At 45.0% G+C, this 289-nt stretch carries 1 protein-coding gene; it reads right to left on the bottom strand.

Annotation, left to right across the window (positions count from 1 at the left end; translation table 11 throughout):
- Positions 1-33 precede the first annotated feature (33 nt).
- Positions 34-289: hypothetical protein (locus tag UYI_RS0131540; RefSeq protein WP_016870665.1), on the bottom strand; the 256-nt coding region annotated here is incomplete at its 5' end.

Here is a 289-nt window from a genome sequence, read left to right as displayed (position 1 = left end):
TGTGTAGCATCATCCCTTTAGCTTCAGTAGAACTTAGTAGCAGTTGTGGTAACCGTTAGCAATTTCGGTAGCTTGTTGTAGAGCAGCTTGGCTACCAACGTTAGCAACGGTGTTAGCAGTACCAACAGCAGCACCGTTTTGTTCCAAGTTTTGACCAGAAATTTGAGCGTTGTAGCTACCAGAGCAGGAAGCACCATTCTTAAATTTGGTGATATCTTGAATAGCTGTTTGGTCAGCTTGGTTAACTACTGTGTTAGCCACACCAGCAGCAGCACCATTTTGAGTCGCG

The sequence above is a fragment of the Fischerella muscicola PCC 7414 genome (genome assembly GCF_000317205.1).
Classification (GTDB): Bacteria; Cyanobacteriota; Cyanobacteriia; order Cyanobacteriales; family Nostocaceae; genus Fischerella; species Fischerella muscicola.
The sequence above is the reverse complement of the archived record's forward strand: the minus strand, read 5'-3'. Positions and strand labels throughout refer to the sequence as shown.